Source organism: Mesorhizobium sp. WSM4836 (assembly GCF_055811815.1).
This window is the reverse complement of the sequence record NZ_JBVVQF010000002.1, coordinates 391,314-411,845: the sequence shown is the minus strand read 5'-3', so window position 1 is coordinate 411,845 and position 20,532 is coordinate 391,314. Positions and strand designations below refer to the sequence as shown.

Genomic DNA, 20,532 nt, shown 5'->3' with positions numbered 1-20,532 from the left:
TTTGTGCCGGCAGCTATGCTACTAATCTGGGTATGGTGCTAATTGGCTCCAACGACCCGCCCGCCGAGGCGGGTTTTGCATTTTCGCCCAACATCAAACAATCCCGCCGCCGACGCTCGCCACCGCCGGCCGTTCCGCTGCAACCTTCGCCCGGTAGCGGGCGGCGCGGTAGGCGACGACCGGATCGATGGCGCCGCCGGTATTCAGCCGTGCCATGGCAAGGATCGGCTCGACATCGGTGCGATAGGCTGTCTTCAGCGTCTGTGTCGCCATCAGCGCGTCGTTGGTTTCCTGGAAACCTTCGAGCGCCTTGCGGTCGACCAGCAGCGCCTGCGCATAAGCGCGCTGTACCTCGATCGCCGACAGCATCAGGCTTTCGATCGGATCGGTGACGTTGTGGCTCTGGTCGAGCATGTGGGCCGGATGGAAACCTTCGGCGCCTGAAAGCTCGGCATCGACCAACTCGTTGAAGACCAGGAAAAGGCGGTAGGGATCGATCGAGCCGGCGTCGAGGTCGTCGTCGCCATATTTCGAATCGTTGAAATGGAAGCCGCCGAGCTTCTTGAACTGGATCAGCCGCGACACGATCATCTCGATATTGACGTTGGGGGCGTGATGGCCGAGGTCGACCAGGCAGAACGCCTTGTCGCCAAGCTCTTTGGCGATGATGTAGTTGGTGCCCCAATCCTGCACGACGGTCGAATAGAAGGCCGGCTCGTACATCTTGTGCTCGGTGAACAGCTTCCAGTCGTCCGGCAGCCCGGCATAGATCTCCTTCATCGCGTGGAGATAGCGCTCGAATGCCTTTGCGAAATTGACCTGGCCGGGAAAATTCGAGCCGTCGCCGATCCACACCGTCAGCGCTTTCGAGCCCAGCCTCTTGCCGATCTCGATGCATTCGAGGTTGTGCTCAACCGCCTGCCGGCGTGTTGCTGCGTCGGCGTGCGACAGCGAGCCGAATTTATAGGAAAGTTTTTGGTCCCTAGCGTCGGAGAAGGTGTTGGAGTTGATGGCGTCGAAGCCGAGGCCGAACCGGGATGCCGCCTGCCTCAGCCGGTTCGGATCGGCCTTGTCCCAGGGAACATGCAGCGAGACGGTCGGCGTCGCCTGCGTCAGCTGCCGGATGACGGCGCAGTCCTCGATCTTGTCGAAAATGTCGCGTGGCTCGCCGGGACCCGGAAAGCGGGCAAAGCGGGTGCCGCCTGTGCCGACGCCCCAGGACGGAATGGCGACGGCGAATTTCTCGACCTTGTCCCGAATGGCGTCGATGGCGATGCCGCGGCGGTCGAGGCGCTCGCCGAGAGACTGGTAGTCGCGTTCGAGGTCGGCATTGCGCGCGGCATTGTGCTGGTCGACGAGGTCGGCGGAGATGATGGTTTCGGACACTGCTGTTTCCTCCTAAAATCACCCGGTCGACGCTACCCTCATCCGCCCACCAAGCGCGTCATCCTCGGGCTTGTCCCGAGGATCCACAGACCTCTGGATCCTGATCGCGTCACATTCCCTTTGGAGCCCAGATCCTCGGGACAAGCCCGAGGATGACGGCGCGGGGTTTGTGGGGCCTCGCAACACGATCTCGACCAAATAGAACAACTGTCAGTGCCGAGACGCTACCTCGTAAAACTCTGGGCGTTGCCGGCGTCGACGTTGATGATGTTGCCGGTCGATTTTGCCGACATGTCGGAGGCGAAGAAATAGATCGCCTCGGCGATGTCTTCGGGGAACACCGAGCGCTTCAGCATCGAACGCGAGCGGTAGTGCTCCTCGAGATCGTCGGTCGACATCTTGTAGGCGGCGGCGCGCTGTTCCTTCCACTCGCCGCTCCAGATCTTCGAGCCGCGCAGCACGGCATCGGGATTGACGACATTGACCCTGATCTGCGCTTCCGCGCCTTCCAGCGCCAGGCAGCGTGCCAGATGGATCTCGGCGGCCTTGGCCGTGCAATAGGCGGCGGCGTTGGGCGATGCGGCAAGCCCGTTCTTGGAGGCGACGAAGACGACGTTGCCGCCAATCTTTTGCGCCCGGAACAGCCGGAACGCTTCCCGCGAAACGAGGAAATAGCCGGTCGACAGGATATCCATGTTCTTGTTCCACAGCGCCAGCGTGGTTTCCTCGATCGGCGCCGACGTTGCCAGGCCGGCATTGGAGACCAGAATATCGATGCCGCCGAATTCGACCGCCGTCTCGGCAAAGCCGGAGACCACCTGATCCTCAGACGTGACGTTGATGACGACGGGGCGGACGAAATCCTTGCCATAGGCTTTCGCCAGTTCGTCATTAGCGCTGGCAAGGGCTGCTTCGTCGATGTCGGCCAGCACGACGCAGGCGCCTTCGCGCAGCAGCCGGTTGGCGGTGGCCCGGCCGATGCCGCCGGCGCCGCCGGTGACCAGCGCGATCTGGCCTGCAAGAGCCTTTGGTTTCGGCAGGCGCTGCAGCTTTGCCTCTTCGAGCAGCCAGTATTCGATGTCGAAGGCTTCCTGGTCGGGCAGGCCGACATAGGTCGAGACCGTCGAGGCGCCGCGCATGACGTTGATGGCGTTGACGTAGAATTCGCCCGAAATGCGCGCCGTCGCCTTGTCGCCGGCGAAGGTGAACATGCCGACGCCGGGCATCAGATAGACCACGGCATTGGGATCGCGCACCGGCGGCGAATCCGCGTGCTTGCAGCGGTCGTAGTAAGCCTGATAGCCGACGCGATACTCCGCCACGTCGTCGGCAAGACGGGCAATGACGGCATCGACGTCGGGATTTTGGGGGTCGAACTCGATGACCAGCGGCCGGATCTTGGTGCGCAGGAAGTGGTCCGGGCAGGAGGTGCCGAGTGCCGCGAGCGGCCGCAAATCCCTGGAGTTGACGAATTCGAGCACAGCAGGAGAATCATCGAAATGGCCGAGCTTATGGCTGTTCTCCGAGATCAGGCCACGGATCCTCGGCATCAGTTTTGCGGCCACCGCGCGACGCGCCGGCGCATCGAGCGATTTGACGACTTCGCCGCCGAAGATCGGCTTGCCCTGGCTCTTGCGCTCGAACCAGTCGATCGCCTGGTTGATCACCGAAATCGTCGTCTCGTAGCATTCCTTCGGCGTGTCGCCCCAGCTGAACAAGCCATGGCTGGCCAGCACGACACCCTTGGCGTCGGGGTTCTCGAGGCAGAATTTCTCCAGCCACAGGCCGAGCTCGAAGCCCGGGCGCTTCCATGGCAGCCAGCCGATCGTGTCACCGAAGATCTCCTTGGTCAGCGCCTGCGAATCCTTGGCGGCGGCAATGGCGATGATGGCGTCGGGGTGCATATGATCGACATAAGGCTTCGGCACGAAGGCATGCAGCGGCGTGTCGATCGAGGCCGCGCGCGGGTTGAGATTGAAAGTGCAGTGAGGCAGATAGCCGACCATCTCGTCCTCATGTTCGAGGCCGCGATAGAGGCCTTTCAGCGCGCGCAATTTATCCATGTAGAGCGTAGCGAAGCCGTCGAGCTTGATAGAGGCGCTGTCGCCGCCCGAGCCCTTGACCCACAGCACTTCCAAGCTCTCGCCGGTGAGCGGATCCTTTTGCCAGACCTTGGAGGAGGTATTGCCGCCGCCATAATTGGTGACGCGCTTGTCGGAGCCGAGGATGTTCGAGCGATAGACCAGACGTTCGGGCTCGCTCATTGCTTGCGCTTTTGCCTGATCCCAAAGATTGGCGAGGCGCGTGCCGGAGCGCTTGTCGAGCATAGGTATCCTCCCTGTGGGACACGCAAACGGCGCGAGTCCCTTTTGTGCGAATTTCTACGCAAGCGGCTGTCTTGTCAATCACAAACGATCAACATCAATCATATTGCACTGCACAATGAAATTTTGTGATCGGAAATGATTGACACTGCGCGTTTAGGGTGCCTAGATGCTCAGGCAGGGAGGAACCATGCACGAGAAAGAGCGCCACAGGATCATTCTGTCCGCCGTCCAGGAAAAGCCTGTGGTGACGGTGCAGGAGATGGTCGACCTGACGGAGTCGTCGGAGGCGACGATCCGGCGCGACATCGCTGCATTGCATGTGCAAAAGCGCCTGCGCCGGGTGCGCGGCGGCGCCGAGGCGCTGTCGCCGCCCCAGTTCATCGGCCTTGCCGGCCGGCCCTTTTCCGTCAACGAGACCATCAACGCTTCGCAGAAGCGGGCAATCGCGCGGGAAGCCGTGGAACTGTGCAAGGACGGCGAACCGATCATCATCAATGGCGGCACCACCACCTTCCAGATGGTGCATTTCCTGACCGGTCGCCGCATGCCGATCTTCACCAATTCCTTCCCGATCGCCGAGCACCTGCTCAGGCACTCCAAGAACACGGTGATGCTGTCGGGCGGCACCATCTACCGCGAGCAGAACATCATCCTGTCCCCATTCGACAACGACGTGACGCGCAATTTCTACGCGCGCCGCATGTTCATGGGCGCGCAAGGGCTGGGGCCGCTGGGTCTTATGGAAGGCGACCCGCTGCTGATCCAGGCCGAACAGAAGCTGATCGACCAGGCCGACGAGCTGGTGGTGCTGGTCGATTCCTCGAAGTTCCGCAAACGCTCGAGCCTGATCCTGTGCGGCCTTTCGCGCATCGCCACGGTGATCACCGACGACGGCATCGAGGACCGCGAAGCCAAGATGCTGGAGACCGCCGGCGTAACGCTGATCGTCGCCCGCACAACGCTGGGCAATAAGGAAGAATCTTCGCTGCAGGCCTGAGAACACTCACGCCCGCAGCGGCGATGGAATGCAACGCTCAAGGGAGGATATTCGATGAGCTTTCTGAAGAAATTGATGGTTACGGCGGCGTTCTCCGCCGCCATGTTCGTGAATGCCGCCTACGCCGACAACGTCAAGATCGCGCTGGTGGTGAAGTCGCTCGGCAACGGCTTCTTCGACGCCGCCAACAAAGGCGCCGAAGAGGCGGCCAAGGAACTCGGCGATGTAGACATCATCTACACCGGCCCGACCAAGGCGACCGCCGAGGCGCAGATCGAAGTGGTCAATTCGCTGATCGCCCAGAAGGTCAATGCCATCGCCATTTCGGCGAACGACGCCGACGCGCTGGTGCCGGTGCTGAAGAAGGCGATGCAGCGCGGCATCACCGTCATTTCGTGGGATTCTGGCGTCGCGCCGGAAGGCCGCCAGCTCCACCTCAACCCCTCCGACACCAACCTGATCGGCGAGACCATCATCAAGCTTGCCGCCGACTACCTGCCGGAAGGCGGCGATGTCGCCATCCTTTCGGCTTCTTCGACCGCGACCAACCAGAATGCCTGGATCGACGCGGCCAAGAAGGTGCTGCCGGAGAAGTTCCCTAAGATCAAGCTCGTCGCCACCGTCTATGGCGACGACGACTCGGCCAAGAGCACGGACGAGGCCAAGGGTCTTTTGAAGTCCTATCCGAATCTCAAGGCGATCATCGCACCGACCACGGTCGGCGTCGTTGCCGCCGCGCAGGTGGTGACCGACGAAGGCCTGATCGGCAAGGTCAACGTCACCGGCCTGGCGCTGCCGTCGGAGTTCAAGAAGTTCATCGACAATGGCGCCAGCCAAGCGGTTGCGCTGTGGAACCCGATCGATCTCGGCTATTCCGCCGTCTACCTCGCCCACGACCTGGCGGTGAAGAAGGAAGAGGCGAAGCCCGGTGCTACGCTGTCGATCGGCCGCGTCGGCAAGGTCACGCTCGACGACACCAACTCGGCTGCGATGGCTCCGCCCTTCCAGTTCGACAAGTCGAACATCGAAAAGTTCTCCAAGATCTATTGATCCTGGAGCTTCGAACTGGTGCGGCGGGGCTCACGCTCCGCCGCGCTTTCAAACGAACCTTGTTTCAGGGCTTGATACGATTATGGACACGACAGCCCAACACGAAGTGGCGAAGGAAGCGCCTTTGTCTTCCGGACCGCGCCTGACGCTGTCCGGCATCTCGAAAAGTTTTCCCGGCGTGCGGGCGCTGCACGATGTCGGCCTGTCGCTCTATCCCGGGCAGGTGACCGCGCTGATCGGCGAAAACGGCGCCGGCAAGTCGACGCTGGTCAAAATCATGACCGGCATCTACCAGCCGGATGCTGGGACGATCAGCATCGACGGCCAGCCGGTCACACTGCCCAGCGCCCATGCCGCGTTCGGGCATGGCATCACCGCCATCCACCAGGAAACCGTGCTGTTCGACGACCTGACGGTGGCCGAAAACATCTTCCTCGGCCATGCGCCGCGCACGCGTTTCAAAACCATCGACTGGCGCACCATGCGCAGACAAGCCCGCGAGGTGCTCGACACGATGGGCGCCGGCCATATCGACGCCGACGCCAGGCTGAAGGATCTCGGCATCGCCAACAAGCATCTCGTCGCCGTTGCCCGCGCCATGTCGATCGACGCACGGATCGTCATCATGGACGAACCGACGGCAGCGCTTTCGATGAAGGAGATCGAGGAGCTTTTCCTGCTGATCGAATTCCTCAAGAGCGACGGTAAGGCGGTCCTGTTCATCAGCCACAAATTCGATGAGATCTACCGAATCGCCGACCGCTATACCGTGTTCCGCGACGGCGAGATGGTCGGCGAAGGCCTGATCAAGGACGCCGGCCAGAGCCAGATCGTGCGCATGATGGTCGGCCGCTCGGTCGATCACATCTTTCCGCAGCGCAAGGCCGAGATCGGCCCGCCGGTGCTCACTGTCTCCGGCCTGTCGCATCCGACCGAGTTCGACGACATCGGCTTCGAGCTGCACCGGGGCGAAATCCTCGGATTCTACGGCCTTGTCGGCGCCGGGCGCAGCGAGGTGATGCAGGCGATATCAGGCATCACCCGCACCAGCGGCGGCACGATCACGCTGGAAGGCAAACAGATCGCGCCGAAATCGGCGGCGGATTCGATCGATGCCGGCATCGTCTACGTGCCGGAGGAGCGCGGCAAGCAAGGCGTGGTGATCGGGCTGCCGATCTTCCAGAATGTCTCGCTGCCCTCGCTCAAACGCACGTCCAAGTCCGGCCTGTTGCGGCTGACGGAGGAGTTCGCGCTGGCTCGTTCCTACACCGAGCGGCTTGATTTGCGTGCCTCCTCGCTCAGCCAGGACGTCGGCACGCTGTCGGGCGGCAACCAGCAGAAGATCGTCATCGCCAAATGGCTGGCGACCGCGCCCAAGGTGATCATCTTGGACGAGCCGACCAAAGGCATCGACATCGGTTCGAAGGCAGCCGTGCACGGCTTCATGGCCGAGCTCGTCGCGCAGGGCCTGTCGGTGATCATGGTGTCGTCCGAATTGCCGGAAATCCTCGGCATGTCCGACCGCGTCGTCGTCATGCGCGAGGGCCGCATTGCCGCAGTCTACGACAATAAAGGGCTCGACGCCGAAACACTGGTCACGACGGCAGCGGGGATCGCGGCATGAAGGCTTTTCTCCGATATCGCGAGGTCTGGCTGCTGGCGGCAATAGTCGTGCTGATCGGGCTGATCTCAACGCGGTTTCCAGGTTTTGCCGATCCGGCCAATCTGCGCCAGGTGTTCAACGACACGTCGATCCTGATGATCCTGGCGCTCGGCCAGATGGTCGTCATCCTGACCCGCTCGATCGACCTGTCGATGGCTTCCAATCTCTGCTTTACCGGCATGGTGGTGGCGATGCTGAACGCCGCGCATCCGGCGATCCCGATCCCGCTGCTGATCGTCATCGCACTTCTGGTCGGGCTGGTGCTCGGCGCCATCAACGGCCTGCTGGTATGGCGGCTGAACATTCCCTCGATCGTGGTTACGCTCGGCACGCTCACCATCTACCGCGGCGCGACCTTCGTCATTTCAGGCGGCGCCTGGGTCAATGCCGACCAGATGAGCGCTGATTTCATCGGCCTGCAGCGCGCCGCTTTCCTCGGCATTCCGCTGCTGTCGTGGATCGCCCTTTTGATCATCGCCCTGTTCTTCCTCGTGATGACGCGCACCGCGCTCGGCCGCTCGATCTACGCCATCGGCGTCAACCCGACGGCATCGGTCTATGCCGGCATCGATGTCGGCCAGACGAAATTCATCGTCTTCTGTATTTCGGGGATGATCGGCGGCCTCTGCGGCTATCTCTGGATCTCGCGCTATGTCATCGCCTCTGTCGAGGTCGCCAATGGCTATGAGCTCAACATCATCGCCGCCTGCGTCATCGGCGGCATTTCGATCGCCGGCGGCATCGGCTCGGTCGGCGGCGCGGTGCTCGGTGCGCTGTTTCTTGGCATCATCTCCAACGCGCTGCCGGTCATCAACATCTCGCCCTTCTGGCAGATGGCGATTTCAGGCAGCGCCATCATCCTGGCCGTGGTGCTCAACGCGCGCGGCGAGCGCCGGCAAGGCCGCATCATCCTCAGGAAGGCGGAAGCGGCATGACCGACACCCCTGCCCCACGCCACATTCCCGATCGGCTCGACAAGCCTTTCACCGCGGCGATTTTCTCATGGGAGGCCCTGCTGGTCGTTGTGGCGGTAGCCATCTTTGCCGTCAACAGCTTTGCTTCGCCCTACTTCCTCGACGCATGGTCGCTGTCGGACCTGACTTTCAACTTCACCGAAAAGGCGCTGATCGCACTCGCCATGGCGCTGCTGATCATCTCCGGCGAAATCGACCTGTCGGTGGCGGCGATCATCGCGCTGGCGTCAACGATGATGGGCATGGCGGTGCAGGCCGGCGCCGGCACGCCTGAACTGATGGCAATCGGCATCGTCGTCGGGCTGGGCTGCGGCGCCTTCAATGGGCTGCTCGTCACAAGGCTGGGCCTGCCGTCTATCGTCGTCACCATCGGCACGATGAGCCTGTTTCGCGGCATTGCCTTCATCATCCTCGGCGACCGGGCCTATAAGGGCTATCCCGCGAGTTTTGCCTTCTTCGGCCAAGGCTATGTCTGGTGGGTGGTGTCGTTCGAACTGACGCTTTTCCTGGTTGCGGCAGTCGCCTACTGGTTCCTTCTGCACCGGACGAGCTTCGGCCGCCGGGTCTTTGCCATCGGCAACAACCCGGTCGCGGCGCAGTTTTCCGGCGTGCGCGTCGGCCGCATCAAATTCATCCTGTTTTGCCTGACCGGCCTGATGGCGGGCATCGCCTCGGTGCTGATCACATCGCGGCTCGGCTCGACCCGGCCGTCGATCGCGCAGGGCTACGAGCTCGAAGTCATCACCATGGTGGTGCTCGGCGGCGTCAGCATTCTCGGCGGCGCCGGCAGCATTCTGGGCGTGGTGCTGGCCGCCTTCATCATGGGGCTGGTGACCTTCGGCCTTGGCCTGCTCAACGTGCCGGGGATCGTCATGTCGATCTTTATCGGCCTGCTGCTGATCATCGTCATTGCGCTGCCCATCCTGTGGCGGCGCGTGCGGCGGGAGCGCTTTGCCTGATGCCGGAGAAATACGCGTTCAAGATGAAGCTCAATCCCGGCATGAAGGCCGAATACAAGAGGCGCCACGACGACATCTGGCCGTCACTCGTCGCGTTGCTAAAACAGGCCGGTATCTCCGATTACTCGATCCATCTCGACGAGGAGACCAACACCTTGTTCGGCGTGCTGTGGCGACGCGATGACCACGGTATGGACGAATTGCCGAAGCATCCGGTGATGCAGCGTTGGTGGGCCGAGATGGCCGACATCATGGAGACCAGGCCGAACAACGAGCCGGTGGCGGTGCCGCTGGAAACAATGTTCCATATGCAATGACCCGCCACGTCGCCGTCATCGACATCGGCAAGACCAATGCCAAGGTGGCGCTGGTCGATCTTGCCGCAGCAAGCGAAGTCGCGCTGCGCAGGATGGTGAACGAGCCGGTTCGGCAAAGCCCATACCCTCACCATGACGTCGAGCGGTTATGGGCGTTTATCCTCGGCAGCCTGGCCGAGATCGATCGCGAGCAGCGCATCGATGCGATATCGATCACCACCCATGGCGCAACGGGCGTGCTGGTCGACGCATCAGGCGAACTGGCGCTGCCGGTGCTCGACTACGAGTTCGACGGGCCGGATGCCCTTGCCGGGGACTATGACACGATCCGCCCGGCGTTCTCCGAGACCGGCACGCCGCGCCTGCCGGCCGGCCTCAATCTCGGCGCGCAGCTGTTCTGGCAGCAGAAGCGCTTTCCGGCGGATTTCGCCAGAACCGCCGCGATGCTGATGTATCCGCAATACTGGGCCTTCCGCCTGACCGGCGTCGCCGCCAGCGAGCTGACTTCGCTCGGCTGCCACACCGATCTGTGGAACCCATGGAAAGCGGACTTTTCGTCGCTGGTCGACCGACTGCAATGGCGCCGGCTGATGGCGCCAGTGCGGCACGCCAAGGACCGCCTGGGGCCGATCCTGCCCGCTCTCGCGCGGCAAACCGGCCCCGACCCGCAAACGCCGGTGTATTGCGGCCTGCACGATTCCAACGCCTCGCTGCTGCCGCATCTCCTGTCCGACAAGCCGCCCTTCTCCGTCGTCTCGACCGGCACCTGGGTGGTTTCGATGGCGGTTGGTGGCGGCAAGGTCACGCTCGATCCGGCCCGCGACACGCTGGTCAATGTCAACGCACTCGGCGATGCCGTGCCTTCGGCGCGCTTCATGGGCGGCCGCGAATTTTCCGTGCTGACCGAGGGCCAATCGGAAGACTGGACCGAAGGCGATGTCGCAGCGGTGCTGGCGCGCAAGACAATGCTGCAGCCTTCCACGCAACAGGGGTCGGGGCCATTTCCGCATAATACCGCATCATGGCTTAACGCGCACGGTATGACCGCCGGCCAGCGCTTTGTCGCCATCTCGTTCTACCTGGCGCTGATGACCGCGACCTGCCTCGACCTGATCGGCGCCGACGGTCACACCATCGTCGAAGGACCGTTCGCCCGCAACCGGCTGTTCACCCGCATGCTGGCTGCGGCGACGGCGCGCGCCGTCATTGCCTCCGAGGCCGCGACAGGCACCAGCATCGGCGCCGCGCTGCTGGCGTCGGCGCAGGGGACGCCGCAAGGCAGAGGCGAAAGGACCGAACCGTCGGCCGATTCACTCTGGACAAGTTACGTGCGCTCCTGGCGTTCGGCGGTCGACGAACAAGCCTGACCGCCGAGTTCATGGCGCCCTGATATCCGGAGATGCCTAGCCCGCGTAGACCAATCCTTGCGGATCGATCTCCGGCTTGCGGCCGGCAACGAGGTCGGCGAGGAACTTTCCCGAACCGCAGGCCATGGTCCAGCCGAGATGGCCGTGGCCGGTGTCGAGATAGAGATTGTCGTACCGCGCCCGGCCGATGACCGGCACGGAGTTCGGCATCATCGGGCGAAGTCCAGCCCAGAGCTCGGCCTTGCTCTCGTCGAAGGCGCCGGGGAACAGGTCCTTGCCGGTGTTCAGGATCGAGTTGAAATCGCGTGGCTTGAACGTGCGGTCGAAACCGGTGAACTCCGCCGTCGAGGACATCCGCAGCCGATTTCCGAGCCTGGAATAGCCGATCAGCCGGTCCTCGTCGGCGCCGCCCATGATCGGCCCCTTGCTTTCATCTTCCAGCGGAACAGTCACGGTATAGCCCTTCACGGGATAGACGGGCAGGTCGATGCCGTAGCGGCGGCCGAGGAGCCCGCTCTCCGGCCCCATCGAGATGACCACCGCATCGCCGGCCACCGGGCCGGCCGAGGTCATCACCGAGCGCACCCGGCCGCCGTCGATCTCGAGGCCTTCGACAGTGGTGCCGTAGAGGAACTGGACGCCGAGTTTTTCGGCGGCATAGGCAGCGAGGCGCTGTGTGAATTGGCTGGAGTCGCCGGTCTGGTCGATCGGCGAATAGATGCCGCCGGCAATCTTGTCCTTGGCGCCGGCGAGGCCGGGCTCGAGCTCGACCAGCCGGTCGCGGCCGACGATCTCGATCGGCAGGCCGTGTTCGCCGAGATAGCGGTAATTGTCGGTGCCGGTGTCAAAGCTCTGCTGCGAGCGGAAGAAATACAGAATGCCTTTCTTGCGCTCGTCATAATGGATGCCGGTTTCGGCGGAGATGGCGTTGATGCAGTCGCGCGAATAGAGCGCCAGACGCAATTTGACGTCGGTGTTGGCGCGCATGCGCTTATGCGTGCACTGGCGCAGGAAGCGAAGGCTCCAGGCGAAAAAATACGGATCGAAGCGCAGCCGCACCTTGATGCCGAGATCGTGGTTGTAGAGGCCGCGCAGGAACGTTTTAAGCGCGGCGGGCGAGGCCCAGGCGGTGGCATCGCCGGGCGACACCAGGCCGGCATTCGACCGGCTGGTGCCGCGTGCTGCCGCCGGATGGCGCTCGATCACCGTCACCTCATGGCCGTCGCTGGCCAGACAATAGGCCGCCGCCGTACCGACAACGCCGGCTCCAAGCACCGATATTTTCATGCCGCCCCCAGCGCGCTGAACCAACCTTTGCGGAGAGCCAACTTCACCCCAGAGCCGAATTCTTGCTGGTCAGGATGCGCTCCCAGGCAAGCGCATCGGCGACGATCTGGTCGAGGTTGTCGCGCCGCGGGGTCCAGCCGAGTTCGCCGCGCGCCAGCTCCGAATTGGCGACGACCGCCGCGGCGTCACCGGCGCGGCGATCGCCCATCCGCACGTCGAAATCATGGCCAAAGACGCGGCGGACGCTGTCGATGACCTCAAGCACCGAATAGCCGTGGCTGTAACCACAATTGGCGACCAGGCTCGATCCGCCGGCACGCAGCCGCTGCAGCGCCAGCCGATGCGCCGCCGCCAGGTCGCTGACGTGAATATAGTCGCGCATGCAGGTGCCGTCCGGCGTAGGATAGTCGGTGCCGAACACCTGCATGAAGGGGCGCTTGCCGAGCGCCGTCTCGCAGGCGACCTTGATCAAATGCGTGGCACCGGGCGTCGACTGGCCGGTGCGGCCCTTCGGGTCGGCGCCGGCGACGTTGAAATAGCGCAGCGCCGTATAGCGCAGCCCATGGGCAATGCCCGCATCGCGCAGCATCCATTCGCTCATCAGCTTGGACAGGCCGTAAGGCGATTCCGGGGCAAGCCGGGCATCCTCGCGCACCGGCTCCAGGCCGGCGCCGCCATAGACGGCGGCGGTCGAGGAAAAGATGAAATTGGGCACGCCTTCGTGCACCGCGGTCTCGATCAAGGTGCGCGTCTTACAGGTGTTGTTCTCGTAATAGGCAAGCGGGTCGGCGACCGATTCGGGGACCACGATCGAGCCGGCGAAATGGATGATCGCGTCGACCTTATTGTCGCGGATGATCGAGGCGACCAGTTCCCTGTCGGCGACGTCGCCGACGACGAGCTTTGCTTCCGGAGCCACCGCCCATTCAAAGCCGGTGGAAAGCCGGTCGAGGACGACGACGCTGTCGCCCGTGTCCAGCAATTCCCAGACCATATGGCTACCGATATAGCCGGCACCGCCTGTCACCAAAACCGTCATCCGCATCCTCGCTATTCATGATTTGTCGGAACTGTCTCAATCGTCGCCTTACTGGAAAACCTGCCGCCAAGCCATTGGAACCTGCGGTAACCGGTGTCATCGGCGCGTGGCATTGTCCTGAAACAAGATTGATCCACATCAAGGGAATAGGCCACGTTCCGTGGTCGTTAGGAACAGGCTCGGGGCGTGGCATTTTGACCAAAAAGGCCAGGTGGACGACGAATGGGCCAATGACTATGATCCCGCGCAAAACTGGGAAGGCGACATGAACTATCAGCGGTTTTTCGAGGAAGCGATCGACCAGCTCCATGCAGAGCGTCGCTACCGCGTCTTCGCCGACCTTGAGCGTATCGTCGGGAAATTCCCGCGCGCCATCTGGCGCGCCAATGGCCGCGCGGACGAAATCACCGTCTGGTGCTCCAACGACTATCTCGGCATGGGCCAGCATCCAGACGTCATTGCCGCGTTCCAGAAGGCGGCAGCCAAGATGGGGTCGGGGGCCGGCGGCACCCGCAACATTTCCGGCACCAGCAACCCGCTGGTCGAGCTCGAACTGGAGCTCGCCGACCTGCACGACAAGGAAGCGGCACTGGTTTTCACCTCCGGCTTCGTTTCCAACGAGGCGTCGATCTCGACCATTGCAAAGCTGCTTCCCAATTGCCTGATCATCTCGGACGAGCTCAACCACGCTTCGATGATCGAGGGCGTGCGGCGCTCGGGCGCCGAGAAGAAGATCTTCCGCCACAACGACGTCGCGCATCTGGAAGGCCTGCTACAGGCGGCCGGCCGCGAGCGCGCCAAACTGATCGTCTTCGAGAGCGTCTATTCGATGGACGGCGACATCGCGCCGATCAAGCAGATCGTCGATCTCGCCGAGCGTTACAACGCCATGACCTACATCGACGAGGTCCACGCCGTCGGCATGTACGGGCCGCGCGGCGGCGGCATCACCGAACGCGAAGGGCTGGCCGACCGCATCGACATCATCGAGGGCACGCTGGCCAAGGCGTTCGGCACGCTTGGCGGCTACATCGCCGGCAACACCGCGGTGATCGACGCGGTGCGCTCCTATGCGCCGGGCTTCATCTTCACCACGGCGTTGCCGCCGGCGATCGCTGCCGCGGCAACCACCTCGATCCGCCATCTCAAGCGTTCGCAGGCCGAGCGCGATGCGCAGCTGCGCCAGGCGACACGGACCAAGCAAGTGCTGGCCGCGGCCGGCCTGCCGGTGATGGAATCGCCTACCCACATCGTGCCGCTTCTGGTCGGCGATCCCGAGCTCTGCAAGATGGCCAGCGACCGCCTGCTCGGTGTGCACGGCATCTACATCCAGCCGATCAACTACCCGACCGTGCCGCGCGGCACCGAGCGGCTGCGCATCACGCCGACGCCGTTCCATTCGGACGCGCTGATCGCGTCCCTGCAGGACGCGCTGGTCGAGACATGGGATGCGCTGGGGATTCCCTACGGTTCGGCCGGCCGGCCTTCGGTCGCCAAGAGCGACCGCGTCATCCCGCTGTTGGTGCCGAAGTCGGGCGGGTGAAGCCCGAGTTGAAACTCGCTCCGGCGGCCATCTGACGCGCTTTCTGCGCTTCCGGTGCTCACGGACCCAAATGTCCGCTGCGCTCCGGTTCTCGAAACCCACGCCAGCTGATTCGTCGGAGCGAGTTTCAACTCGGGCTTCGAGGCAGCTCACACAGTTTTCATCCATTTCGCCAGCCGGTGCGCGGCTTCCTCGAGCTGGTCGAGGCGGCGGTGGAAGCACAGCCTGAGGAAGGCTTCGCCGCCGGGGCCAAAGGCGGTGCCGGGAGCCAGGCCGACATTGGCGCGGTCGACCATGTCGAAGGCGGCAGCGCGGGAATCGGTGATGCCGTCGACCGCGAAGAACAGATAGAATGCGCCCTGCGGCACGGTGAACTGGGCCCTGCCGGTTTCGGCGAGAATGCCGCAGACCAGGTCGCGCGCCGCCCTCGCCCGCTCCACCTGCTCGACGATGAAGGCGTCGCCCTCATCGAGGGCAACGACGGCGCCGCGCTGCATGAACTGCGCAACGCCGGAAGTCGAATACTGAACCAGGTTCTCGAACACCTGCTGCAAGGCGGGATGGATTTTGATCCAGCCGATGCGCCAGCCGGTCATCGCCCAGTTCTTGGAAAAGGAATTGACGAACAGGATGCGGTCCTCATCAGCCATGATGTCGATGAAGGAGGGGGCGCGGCCATGGCCGTAATGAAACAGTGAATAGATCTCGTCGGCGATGATCCACAATCCCCTTTCGCGGGCGAGATCGAGAATCGCCTGCAGCGTTTCCTTGTCGGCGGTCCAGCCGGTCGGGTTCGACGGCGTGTTGACGAACAGCGCCTTGGTCCTTGGCGTGATCGCCGCCGCGATCTTGTCGACATCGCAGGACCAGCCATTGCCCGACTGGTCGAGCGTGACCGCGACCGGAATGGCACCCGCGACGCCGGCGGCGGCGGCGAAGTTCGGCCATGCCGGCGACAGGTAGACGAGTTCGTCGCCCTTGCCGGCCACCGCATCGATGGCCATCTGGATGGCGTGCATGCCGGAGCCGGTGACGATGAATTCCTCGTCGGCGAAAGTCTTGCCGAAATGCCTGGTGTAGTAGCGGGCCAGCGCCTGCCTGAGTTCGGGAATGCCTCGCTGCCAGGTGTAGAAGGTCTCGCCGCCGGCGAGTGCCTTGGCGGCGGCATCGGTGATGAAGGCAGGCGTCGGCAGGTCCCCCTCGCCGGCCCAGAGCGGGATCATGCCGTCGCGGCCGCGGCCACGGTTCATGACGGCGACAATGCCGCTTTCAGGCGCCGCCCGCGCTTCGGCGCGCAAAGTATCGATCAGGGTCATGGATGGGTCCGTTTTCGTTTGCTCGACTGCTAGCGTGTTTCAGGGCGGACGAAAACAGAAAACCCCGGCCGCAGGCGACCGGGGTTTTGGTCCAGAAAGTTTCTCGCAGCCGCTACTTTCTGGCGAGGAGATCGCGAATTTCGGTGAGCAGCGCGACGTCGGCTGGCGGCGGAGCGGCCGGGGCGGCCGGTTTTTCACGCTCGAGCCGCTGGCGCAGATTGTTCACCGCCTTGATCATCAGGAAGATGATGAAGGCGAGGATAAGGAAGTTCAGCGCCACGGTGATGAAGCTGCCATAGGCGAAGACAGCGCCCTGTTTCTTTGCATCAGCCAGCGAGGTTGCATTCACCGCAGAAGACAGCGGTATGAAGTAGTTGTTGAAGTCCAGTCCTCCGAAGATCGCGCCAATAATCGGCATGATGATGTCGTCGACCAGCGAGGTAACGATCTTGCCGAAGGCAGCGCCGATGATGACGGCAACGGCCAGGTCCATCACATTGCCCCTGGAAATGAATTCCTGAAACTCTTTCAGCATTCGACTCCTCCTTGTCCTGACCGGCCGTTCTGCCGTCCGCTCCTCCGGCATCGACCGGCAGGCAGAATAGCAAAAACCTGCGGTTGCAACAGGAGCAAAAGCCGGTTTCAGCCGGTCACGGCCGACGCAGCCGATATAATACGCCGAAAGCCGCGATGGACTCGATCGCCAAGCTGTGATTGCGTCTGCCAGGCCGGATGAAAAAGCCGGCGCAGGGAGGAAGTTCGAGGCGTGCAGGGCTGGTTCATCGTCATCATCGCGATCGCCTATGTGACGTTGCTGTTTGCTATCGCCAGCCTGGGCGACCGGCGCTCGACTTCATCCGGGCCCGGCCGCGCCCGGCCCTTCATCTATGCGCTCAGCCTCGCCATCTACTGCACCTCCTGGACCTTCTTCGGCTCGGTCGGGCTGTCCTCAGAGCGCGGCCTCGAGTTCCTCGGCATCTATATCGGACCGGTGCTGGTGTTCGTGTTCGGCTTTCCGCTTCTGCAGCGCATTGTCAGGCTGGCCAAGACCGAGAAGATCACCTCGATCGCCGACTTTCTCGGTGCCCGTTACGGCAAGAGCTTCGCTGTCGCGGCGATAGCTACGCTGATCGCGACCATCGGCGCCGTGCCGTATATCGCGCTGCAATTGAAGGCGATCTCCGGCTCGGTCAGCCTGATGGTCGAGCACTATACCGGCTCGCCTCCGTCGTTCGATCCGTTCGTCAGCGACATCTCGCTGGTAGTGGCCATGCTGCTGGCGCTGTTTGCGGTGCTGTTCGGCACGCGCCATGCCGATGCCACCGAGCACCAGGACGGGCTGGTGCTGGCCGTGGCGGTCGAAACCGTGGTCAAGCTCGCCGCCTTCCTGGCGATCGGCCTGATGGTCACGTTCCTGATCTTCGGCGGGCCAGGCGACATGTTCGAGCGGCTCGCCGAAAACACGCAGGTGCGCCAGGCGATGGGCTACAACACCTCGCTCGCCACCTGGCTGGTGCTGACATGCCTGAGCGGCTTTGCCATTCTCATGCTGCCGCGCCAGTTCTATGTCACCATCGTCGAGAACCGCAGCGAGGCCGAGCTGCGCACCGCGACATGGGTGTTTCCGCTCTATCTGGTGGCGATCAACCTGTTCGTGCTGCCGATCGCGCTGGCCGGCCTGGAACTGGTCGGCACCAGGACCAGCAGCGACCTTTACGTGCTGTCGCTGCCGCTGTTCAGCGGTCACGACGTGCTGGCCATGGCGGCCTTCATCGGCGGCCTGTCGGCGGCGACCGCAATGGTGATCGTCGAAAGTGTCGCGCTGTCGATCATGATCTCCAACGACCTGATCATCCCGCTGTTCGTGAGGCGATTGCTGCGGACCACGACCTCAGAAAGCGAGGACTGGTCGACGCTCATCCTCAATGTGCGCCGGGCGGCGATCTTCATCATGCTGTTCATCGCCTTCCTCTACTACCGCGAGAGCACCAACAGCGCGCGGCTGTCCTCGATCGGCCTGATGTCGTTCGCGGCGATCGCGCAGTTCGCGCCGGCAATGATCGGCGGCCTGGTCTGGCGCGGCGCCAACGGCCGGGGTGCCGCGCTTGGCATGATTGCCGGCATCGTCGTCTGGAGTTACACGCTGCTGCTTCCCTCGCTCGTCGCGCCCGACACCGGCATCCTCGTCCACGGCCTGTTCGGCTTCGATGCCTTGCGGCCGCAAGCCCTGTTCGGCACCGTTGCCGAGCCGCTAAACCATGGCGTGCTGTGGAGTCTGTCGATCAACACGCTGTTTTTTGTGTTCGGCTCGCTGTCGCGCGCCTCGGTGCCGCTGGAACGCATCCAGGCATCGATCTTCGTGCCGCGCGAGGCGGGGCCGCTGCCCAGCCTGCGCCGCTTCCGCACCACCATCACCGTCAACGACCTCAAGGACACGATTGCGCGCTATCTCGGTGTCGAACGCACCGAGCGGTCCTTCCAGTCGTTCGAGAAGAGCAGCGGGACTTCACTGCACGGCAACGAACAGGCCAGCATGGATGTCATCCGCTTCTCCGAGCAGCTTCTGGCCAGTGCCGTCGGCTCATCCTCGGCGCGGCTGATCCTGTCGCTGCTGCTGCGCCGCAACGACCGCGAATCCAAGGACGCCTTCCGCCTGCTCGATGATGCCACCGAGGCATTGCAGCACAATCGCGACCTGCTGCAGATTGCGCTCGACCAGATGGAACAGGGCATCACCGTCTTCGACCGCGATTTCCGGTTGATCTGCTGGAACCGCCAGTACCGGGCGCTGTTCGACCTGCCCGACGAGATGGGCCAGGTCGGCGTCTCGCTCGATCGTATCCTGCGCCACCTTGCCGAGCGCGGTGATATACCGGCAGACCAACGTGTCACCATGCTGAACCGCCTGACCAGCTTCGTCAGCCCATGGCAGATGGAGCTGAAGACCAGCGGACGCATCCTCGAATTGCGCTCCAACCCGATGCCGGACGGCGGCATCGTCGCCACCTATGCCGACATTTCCGGACGCGTCGAACAGGATCTGGCGCTGAAGCGCGCGAATGAATCGCTGGAACAGCGGGTGAAGAGCCGCACCGCCGAGCTCACCCGCGTCAACGAGGAGCTGGCGCAGGCGCAGATGCTGGCCGAAGAGGCCAATCTCGGCAAGACGCGCTTCCTCGCTGCCGCCGGCCACGACATCCTGCAGCCGCTGAACGCCGCCCGCCTCTATTGCTCGTCGCTGATCGAGAAGACCGGCAAGGGACCTACCGGCAAGGCGGCGATGAACATCGAATCGTCGCTGGAATCGGTCGAAACCATCCTCGGCGCGGTCCTCGACATTTCGCGCCTCGATGCCGGCGCGATGAAACCGGACGATACGAGCTTCGGCCTCGACGGGCTGCTGCGCCAGATCGGCAACGACTTTCGGCCGCTTGCCGCCGAAAAGAAACTCGAGCTCACGATCATGCCGTCGTCGCTCAGCGTCATGACGGACCGCAATCTGCTGCGCCGGCTAATCCAGAACCTGGTCTCAAACGCCATCAAGTATACGCGCCATGGCAGCATCCTGGTCGGCGTGCGGCGGCGCGGCGAACTGGCCGAAATACAGGTGATCGACACCGGCATCGGCATTGCCGGCGACAAGCTCAACACCGTGTTTCGCGAATTCACCCGGCTCGACGAGGGCATGCGCGAGGCGGAAGGCCTCGGCCTGGGGCTCTCCATCGTCGACCGCATCGCCCGCGTCCTGCGCCTCGAAATCCGGATCTTCTCCAATCCCGGCAGCGGCACGCGCTTTTCCGTGTTGCTGCCGGTAGCGGCCGTGCAGGCACCGCGGCGCGAGGCCGAGGCGAAGCCGCCTGCCCGCGCTACGACCTCGCTTGCCGGGCTGCATGTGCTCTGCATCGACAACGACGCCCGCATCCTCGACGGAATGCGGCTGCTGCTCGAGGGCTGGGGCTGCAGCGTCGACACGCTTTCCGGCGCGGAGGATCTCGAGAGGTCCGGCATGCATCGGCCGGACATCGTGCTTGCCGACTATCATCTCGACGACAAGACCGGCCTCGAATTGATCGCCCAGTTGCGTGCGATCCATGGCGAGGACCTGCCGGCAGTGCTGGTGACCGCCGACCGCTCAAGCGAGGTTCGCGCCGCCGCCGGCAGGCTCGACGTGCCGGTGATCAGCAAGCCGCTGAAACCGGCGATGCTGCGCTCGATGATGGCCAGGGTCAGGCCGCTGGCGCCGGCGGCCGAATAGGGAAGTACTTTTTTGACCATGATCTTGTCCGAAAACCGGTTTCCACTTTTCG

General features: G+C 63.3%; 15 protein-coding genes. 9 read left to right on the top strand and 6 right to left on the bottom strand.

Annotated features, from left to right (window positions below):
• Positions 1-93: 93 nt before the first annotated feature.
• Positions 94-1,386, bottom strand: a complete 1,293-nt coding sequence (gene rhaI, locus AC0L2P_RS04135) for an L-rhamnose catabolism isomerase (RefSeq protein WP_473499962.1) — start codon at positions 1,384-1,386, stop codon at positions 94-96.
• A gap of 224 nt (positions 1,387-1,610) precedes the next feature.
• Positions 1,611-3,713, bottom strand: coding sequence for a bifunctional rhamnulose-1-phosphate aldolase/short-chain dehydrogenase (locus tag AC0L2P_RS04130; RefSeq protein WP_473499961.1), 2,103 nt, complete (start codon positions 3,711-3,713; stop codon positions 1,611-1,613).
• 187 nt (positions 3,714-3,900) lie between these two features.
• Between AC0L2P_RS04130 and AC0L2P_RS04125 the strand changes: the two genes are divergently transcribed.
• From AC0L2P_RS04125 to AC0L2P_RS04095, 7 genes are all read left to right on the top strand, one after another.
• Positions 3,901-4,710, top strand: a complete 810-nt coding sequence (locus AC0L2P_RS04125; protein ID WP_292660987.1) for a DeoR/GlpR family DNA-binding transcription regulator — start codon at positions 3,901-3,903, stop codon at positions 4,708-4,710.
• Between the two features lie 54 nt (positions 4,711-4,764).
• On the top strand, positions 4,765-5,760 hold the full coding sequence (gene rhaS / locus AC0L2P_RS04120) for a rhamnose ABC transporter substrate-binding protein (protein ID WP_473499960.1): 996 nt from the start codon (positions 4,765-4,767) through the stop codon (positions 5,758-5,760).
• Positions 5,761-5,842: 82 nt separating this feature from the next.
• Complete coding sequence (locus AC0L2P_RS04115) at positions 5,843-7,384, top strand: sugar ABC transporter ATP-binding protein (RefSeq protein ID WP_473499959.1); 1,542 nt, start codon at positions 5,843-5,845, stop codon at positions 7,382-7,384.
• Positions 7,381-8,358 (top strand): ABC transporter permease, encoded by a 978-nt coding sequence (locus AC0L2P_RS04110; RefSeq protein WP_473499958.1) that lies wholly within the window; start codon positions 7,381-7,383, stop codon positions 8,356-8,358. The genes AC0L2P_RS04115 and AC0L2P_RS04110 overlap by 4 nt, the downstream gene beginning before the upstream one ends.
• The gene (locus AC0L2P_RS04105; RefSeq protein WP_473499957.1) at positions 8,355-9,356 is read left to right on the top strand and encodes an ABC transporter permease; all 1,002 of its coding nucleotides are present in this window, start codon (positions 8,355-8,357) and stop codon (positions 9,354-9,356) included. The genes AC0L2P_RS04110 and AC0L2P_RS04105 overlap by 4 nt, the downstream gene beginning before the upstream one ends.
• Complete coding sequence (gene rhaM / locus AC0L2P_RS04100) at positions 9,356-9,673, top strand: L-rhamnose mutarotase (protein ID WP_473499956.1); 318 nt, start codon at positions 9,356-9,358, stop codon at positions 9,671-9,673. Before AC0L2P_RS04105 ends, rhaM begins: the two co-directional genes overlap by 1 nt.
• The gene (locus tag AC0L2P_RS04095; RefSeq protein WP_473499955.1) at positions 9,670-11,040 is read left to right on the top strand and encodes an FGGY-family carbohydrate kinase; all 1,371 of its coding nucleotides are present in this window, start codon (positions 9,670-9,672) and stop codon (positions 11,038-11,040) included. Before rhaM ends, AC0L2P_RS04095 begins: the two co-directional genes overlap by 4 nt.
• 36 nt (positions 11,041-11,076) lie before the next feature.
• Here AC0L2P_RS04095 and AC0L2P_RS04090 read toward each other — a convergent pair whose 3' ends face one another.
• Both AC0L2P_RS04090 and galE read right to left on the bottom strand, forming a co-directional pair.
• Positions 11,077-12,327, bottom strand: a complete 1,251-nt coding sequence (locus AC0L2P_RS04090; RefSeq protein WP_473499954.1) for a D-amino acid dehydrogenase — start codon at positions 12,325-12,327, stop codon at positions 11,077-11,079.
• A gap of 43 nt (positions 12,328-12,370) precedes the next feature.
• Positions 12,371-13,366 carry a UDP-glucose 4-epimerase GalE gene (gene galE / locus AC0L2P_RS04085; RefSeq protein WP_473499953.1) on the bottom strand — a complete coding sequence of 332 codons (996 nt, stop codon included), beginning with the start codon at positions 13,364-13,366 and terminating at the stop codon, positions 12,371-12,373.
• 265 nt (positions 13,367-13,631) lie between these two features.
• Here galE and hemA point away from each other — a divergent pair, with 265 nt between their 5' ends.
• Positions 13,632-14,909, top strand: a complete 1,278-nt coding sequence (gene hemA / locus AC0L2P_RS04080; RefSeq protein ID WP_473499985.1) for a 5-aminolevulinate synthase — start codon at positions 13,632-13,634, stop codon at positions 14,907-14,909.
• Positions 14,910-15,058: 149 nt separating this feature from the next.
• Here the strand turns inward: hemA and AC0L2P_RS04075 are convergent, their stop codons facing one another.
• Both AC0L2P_RS04075 and mscL read right to left on the bottom strand, forming a co-directional pair.
• Positions 15,059-16,225 (bottom strand): pyridoxal phosphate-dependent aminotransferase, encoded by a 1,167-nt coding sequence (locus AC0L2P_RS04075; RefSeq protein WP_473499952.1) that lies wholly within the window; start codon positions 16,223-16,225, stop codon positions 15,059-15,061.
• A gap of 112 nt (positions 16,226-16,337) precedes the next feature.
• Positions 16,338-16,760 carry a large conductance mechanosensitive channel protein MscL gene (mscL, locus tag AC0L2P_RS04070; RefSeq protein ID WP_473499951.1) on the bottom strand — a complete coding sequence of 141 codons (423 nt, stop codon included), beginning with the start codon at positions 16,758-16,760 and terminating at the stop codon, positions 16,338-16,340.
• Between the two features lie 231 nt (positions 16,761-16,991).
• On the opposite strand from mscL, the gene AC0L2P_RS04065 reads away from it, so the two are divergent.
• Positions 16,992-20,480: a PAS domain-containing hybrid sensor histidine kinase/response regulator gene (locus AC0L2P_RS04065; RefSeq protein ID WP_473499950.1), complete on the top strand. Its 3,489-nt coding sequence runs from the start codon at positions 16,992-16,994 to the stop codon at positions 20,478-20,480.
• Positions 20,481-20,532: the final 52 nt, after the last annotated feature.

Excerpts from the sequence above, each read along its gene's own strand:
- AC0L2P_RS04130 (WP_473499961.1), bottom strand. The coding sequence starts at position 3,713 with ATGCTCGACAAGCGCTCCGGCACGCGCCTCGCCAATCTTTGGGATCAG.
- AC0L2P_RS04110 (WP_473499958.1), top strand. The coding sequence starts at position 7,381 with ATGAAGGCTTTTCTCCGATATCGCGAGGTCTGGCTGCTGGCGGCAATA.
- AC0L2P_RS04095 (WP_473499955.1), top strand. The coding sequence starts at position 9,670 with ATGACCCGCCACGTCGCCGTCATCGACATCGGCAAGACCAATGCCAAG.
- AC0L2P_RS04105 (WP_473499957.1), top strand. The coding sequence starts at position 8,355 with ATGACCGACACCCCTGCCCCACGCCACATTCCCGATCGGCTCGACAAG.
- mscL (WP_473499951.1), bottom strand. The coding sequence starts at position 16,760 with ATGCTGAAAGAGTTTCAGGAATTCATTTCCAGGGGCAATGTGATGGAC.
- rhaM (WP_473499956.1), top strand. The coding sequence starts at position 9,356 with ATGCCGGAGAAATACGCGTTCAAGATGAAGCTCAATCCCGGCATGAAG.
- AC0L2P_RS04075 (WP_473499952.1), bottom strand. The coding sequence starts at position 16,225 with ATGACCCTGATCGATACTTTGCGCGCCGAAGCGCGGGCGGCGCCTGAA.
- AC0L2P_RS04090 (WP_473499954.1), bottom strand. The coding sequence starts at position 12,327 with ATGAAAATATCGGTGCTTGGAGCCGGCGTTGTCGGTACGGCGGCGGCC.
- rhaS (WP_473499960.1), top strand. The coding sequence starts at position 4,765 with ATGAGCTTTCTGAAGAAATTGATGGTTACGGCGGCGTTCTCCGCCGCC.
- AC0L2P_RS04115 (WP_473499959.1), top strand. The coding sequence starts at position 5,843 with ATGGACACGACAGCCCAACACGAAGTGGCGAAGGAAGCGCCTTTGTCT.
- hemA (WP_473499985.1), top strand. The coding sequence starts at position 13,632 with ATGAACTATCAGCGGTTTTTCGAGGAAGCGATCGACCAGCTCCATGCA.
- AC0L2P_RS04125 (WP_292660987.1), top strand. The coding sequence starts at position 3,901 with ATGCACGAGAAAGAGCGCCACAGGATCATTCTGTCCGCCGTCCAGGAA.
- galE (WP_473499953.1), bottom strand. The coding sequence starts at position 13,366 with ATGACGGTTTTGGTGACAGGCGGTGCCGGCTATATCGGTAGCCATATG.